Below are 4,529 nucleotides of genomic sequence, written 5' to 3'. Positions count from 1 at the left end.
TAGCGCAGATCTTGAGCTATACATTCCTCTTCATACTCTTAGCAACCGTGTTTAAGCTAATGATGAATATCTTCTCAAACTATTTGAGCGATATGCAGGTCGATGCCGCACAAAATATAGGCTATATATTTGGTGGTGCTCTCATCCTGTCCATTATATCCATTATGCTGTTACTCAAACTGTCAAATATTGCCAATTCTCTCGCAAAAGGAATCACTGTCGCTCATCTATGGAGATATAGAGACTAGATAATATAAAAAGCAGTGATTCTCGTAACGGATACCCCTTAATATCCCTAGGACAAAACAACCAGCTATCCAATCCTACAATAAAAAATATTTACACTGAAATTGAGCTATTTTCATAAATTTAAAAATGAAATTAAAAAAGTAAAATAGTTGAACATTATGTGCTTTACTTTATATTTAAAATGGCAATAATGACAGAAATGTTAGAATATATCTAACAATAAGAAGAGTAATATTAAAAATGAAAAATATCATTCTTATGATTTTGATTGCAAATCTCTTATCGGCTTGTGCATTAGCGCCAAAGATAAAACAACCAAATGATAGAAACCGGGTGCCTGTTAATAAAACAATCCCTGCCGAAATTAAGCGAGAAAACAGATGAAAAAGCGGTTTATTATAACAGGAATCATTGTCCTTTTGACAATGATGAATTTGGCACATGCAGTAAATTTGAATTTGGCACATGCAGTAAATTATAGTGATATGGGTCATGTAAATCCAGGACTTCAGTTATTCAAATTCCCTCCACAGCAAACACCTGCTCGACCTCCTTCTACACCTGCTGCTCAACCTCCTTCTACACCTGCTGCTCAACCTCCTTCTACACCTGTTATTCAACCTCCTGCTCCATCACCTTCTCTATCTATCCCATCAGAGAAATATCTAGAAATTATAGAGCTATTAAAAAAGCGGCTTGAGTTCAAAAAAAAGAAACTTTTACAAACAGAAAAAGCGTATCAAACTATAATAAAGAGTCAGACAACAGGATCTAAACAAATGGATATTGCTGATTTTTTTCTCGAAGAGCCAGAATCGCTCTATAATAAAGATCAATTTTCAAGGGAATCATATAAAAAGGTGGAGGAAGAAGAAAAGATTTCTGGGAATTTTGACCCTATGGAAAAAATTCTTTTTACACGTTCACAATTTACATCATATCAAGATAAAACTATAGCTTTGAAAAATTTTGAGAACGTAAAAAAGCGTTTTAACTACCTTAAAAATTTATTAAATGAACTTCCAACAAAAAACAACTTGAAAGACATTACTGATCTTCAAACACATATCGTTGGTGTATTAGCTTTGATTCAAAATGAATCTATAAAAATGCAAATGAGTACGCATTTAGGTAACGCTGAACATAAACTTATCAAATTCAAAAGACGTGAGATGGATTTGGAGTTTTTTAGCCATGAAAAAAAGGGGATGCCTACCATACGGTAAAAACAAAAGTCAATGTACAAGATTCAGTACGAATCTGAAATTCAGAGAGATGAAAAAATTCTATCAAAACCATAACAATCATTCAAAGCAACAATAATCATGATGAAACCACCTAAGTGATGTGTAAATGCAACTTTTCAATAAAATTGATCAGATAACAAAAACGTAGAAGCATAGACTAATTTTTGTGGTTAACAACAAACATGTGCTTCAATAAGATTTTAACAAAATTATTTACAACACGTGCTTTCTCTTTTAATGCAAATAAAATCCAATATACAAGTTTCAATGCTATTTCAGCAATTCAACAGAGCATTAGAGCATTAGAGCATTAGAGCATTAGAGCATTAGAGCATTAGAGCATTAGAGCATTAGAGCATTAGAGCATTAGAGCATTAGAGCATTATTGTAATTACACCCTTTGTGTCAATCGGGATAACAATCGTTTTTATCATCTATGGATGGCTCATCATTCGTGGCGCTATAGATATGCCTCTCTCCGGTTTTGTAAATCGTTGCTTGCGTATAAGCATTATCACTTCAATAGCTCTAACCGCAGGACTTTATCAAAATGAAATTTCGGGGTTGATATTAGAAATGCCCTCTGAATTATCAAAAGCGCTCCTCAAAAGTCCACTCACTGAACAAGAATTAATGAACTTGCTTGATAAAACAGCAGAAAATGGATTTAAATATGCAGGGCGTCTTTTCCAAGAAACCGTCTTCTTCGAAGCGAATGGACTACTGTACAGTCTCTTAGGGCTCATCATCTTGCTGGCAACAAGCCTCGTCGTAGCAGTCGGCGGTGGGCTCGTGATACTAACAAAAATCGCTATTACACTTCTCGTGGGACTTGGGCCATTCTTCATTATTGCTCTACTCTGGCAACCAACTCATAAACTCTGCGACCAATGGATAGCGCAGATCTTAAGCTATACATTCCTCTTCATACTCTTAGCAACCCTTGTTGATCGCTGCATACGCAATCAACACATTGATTAATTTATAAAATAATTTCAGAAGATTGGCAATAAGAATAGTTTTTCACTTACAAAACTTATTTTTAATGAGAGGAATAATAAGCCTCAGGTTTTATGGTCAAGGAAACCGTGTTTAAACTAATGATGAATATCTTCTCAAACTATTTGAGCGATATGCAGATCGATGCCGCACAAAATATAGGCTATATATTTGGTGGTGCTCTCATCCTGTCCATTATATCCATTATGCTGTTACTCAAACTGTCAAATATTGCCAATTCTCTCGCAAAAGGAATCACTTTCGCTCATCTATGGAGATTAGAAGGTACAGCAAGAAGGACTTCCCGTAACAACAGCACTTAGATCCCTCCCTTATGGGAAAGAGTGAGAATATCTCAATCTCACAATAAAAAATATGGGCACTGAAATTGAGCTATTTTCATAAATTTAAAAATGAAATTAATAAAAGCAAAATAATTACACATTATGCGCTTTACTTTGTATTCAAAATGGCAATAATGACAGAAATGTTAGAATATATCTAACAATAAGAAGAGTAATATTAAAATGAAAAATATCATTCTTATGATTTTGATTGTAAATCTCTTATCGGCTTGTGCCTTAGCGCCAAAGCCAAAGTAGTCAAATGATAGAAACCGGGTGCCTATTAATAAAACAATCCCTGCCGAAATTAAGCGAGAAGACAGATGAAAAAGCGGTTTGTTATAACAGGAATCATTGTTCTTTTAACAATGCTGAATCTAACCCCATCAAATGCAGATGAAAATCAAACACTAAGTTCACATAGCTCAGATGTACTACAAGCTCAAGCGGCAAAATATACAAAAATTATTGAGCTATTAAAAAAACAAATTAGTTTGGAAGAAAACCAACTTTTAGAAATAGAAAAAACTTATCAATCTATAACAAAGAATCCCCAAACAGGATCTCAACAAGCGGATATGACTAGTTTTTTTCTCCAAAATCCAGGATCGCTCTATAAGGATAGTCAGCTTTCAAGGGAATCATATAAAAAGGTGTTGGAGGAAGAAGGAAAAATTTCTGGAACTTTTGACTCCATGGGTAAAGCTATTTTTGGGCGCTTGCAATATATGTCATCTGTAGATAAAGCTATCACTTTGAAAAGTTTTGAAAATGTAAAAAATCGTTTTGACTACCTTAAAAATTTATTAGATGAACTTCCAACAAAAAACGACTTGAAAAGCATTGCTGATTTGCAAACACATATCGATGGTGCGTTAGCTTTGATCGAAAATGAATCTATAAAAATGCAAATGATTACACATCTGCGTAACGCTGAACGTAACCTTATCAAATTCAAAAGACGTGAAATGGATCTGAAGTTTTTTGACAATCAGGCGAAAAGCATGCCTACCATACGATAAAAACAAAAACCAATGTTACAGGGTTCTGGATTAACCCAGCAATTCAAGAGGCATAGAAATTTATCAAAACCATGATAATCAAAGTGAAAGTACTTAAGGAATGTATAAATGCCAATCAAGCACTTAGCATGGTTCTATGTTCTAAGGTGGTAAAAAATTGACTATTTGTTAAAGAGGAATACCATGAATTTCACTATTTTCGCGCAACTTTTTACTAAAATTGATCAAGTACTAAAAACATCTATCATGGATATTTCAAAAACGATTGCTACAATTACACCCTTTGTGTCAATCGGGATAACAATCGCTTTTATCATCTATGGATGGCTTATCATTCGTGGCGCTATAGATATGCCTCTCTCCGGTTTTGTGAACCGTTGCTTGCGTATAAGCATTATCACTTCAATAGCTCTAACCGCAGGACTTTATCAAAATGAAATTTCGGGGTTGATATTAGAAATGCCCTCTAAATTATCAAAAGCACTCTTCAAAAATCCACTCTCTGAACAAGAATTAATGACCTTGCTTGATAAAACTGCAGGTAATGGGTTTAAATATGCAGGTCGTCTTTTCGAAGAAACCGTCTTCTTCGATGCAAATGGGACACTTTACGCTCTCTTAGGGCTCATCATCTTGCTGGCAACAAGCCTCGTCGTAGCAATCGGCGG

The 4,529-nt window shown here is 34.7% G+C and carries 5 protein-coding genes and 3 pseudogenes; all 8 read left to right on the top strand.

The features are described from left to right. Positions 1-248 (top strand): type IV secretion system protein (locus tag PVV59_RS09350; RefSeq protein WP_342753308.1); only part of this gene is annotated, 248 nt, incomplete at its 5' end. A 241-nt stretch (positions 249-489) separates the two neighbouring features. After that, positions 490-633 (top strand): TrwH protein, encoded by a 144-nt coding sequence (locus tag PVV59_RS09345; protein ID WP_273755821.1) that lies wholly within the window; start codon positions 490-492, stop codon positions 631-633. Then, complete coding sequence (locus PVV59_RS09340; protein WP_273755820.1) at positions 630-1,475, top strand: type IV secretion system protein; 846 nt, start codon at positions 630-632, stop codon at positions 1,473-1,475. Before PVV59_RS09345 ends, PVV59_RS09340 begins: the two co-directional genes overlap by 4 nt. Positions 1,476-1,874: 399 nt before the next feature. Beyond that, positions 1,875-2,441: pseudogene (locus tag PVV59_RS09335) on the top strand (type IV secretion system protein); the annotation flags it as partial. A 140-nt stretch (positions 2,442-2,581) separates the two neighbouring features. Further along, positions 2,582-2,818: pseudogene (locus tag PVV59_RS09330) on the top strand (trwi protein); the annotation flags it as partial. Positions 2,819-3,022: 204 nt separating this feature from the next. After that, positions 3,023-3,166: pseudogene (locus PVV59_RS09325) on the top strand (TrwH protein). Then, positions 3,163-3,861: a type IV secretion system protein gene (locus PVV59_RS09320; RefSeq protein ID WP_273755819.1), complete on the top strand. Its 699-nt coding sequence runs from the start codon at positions 3,163-3,165 to the stop codon at positions 3,859-3,861. The pseudogene PVV59_RS09325 and the gene PVV59_RS09320 overlap by 4 nt, the downstream one beginning before the upstream one ends. A gap of 183 nt (positions 3,862-4,044) precedes the next feature. Continuing rightward, positions 4,045-4,529: type IV secretion system protein (locus PVV59_RS09315; protein ID WP_273755818.1), on the top strand; the 485-nt coding region annotated here is incomplete at its 3' end.

Origin of the sequence: Bartonella sp. MM73XJBT.G (assembly GCF_028618435.1) — a bacterium.
Lineage (GTDB): Bacteria > Pseudomonadota > Alphaproteobacteria > Rhizobiales > Rhizobiaceae > Bartonella.
This window is presented reverse-complemented; position numbering and strand designations above follow the sequence as displayed.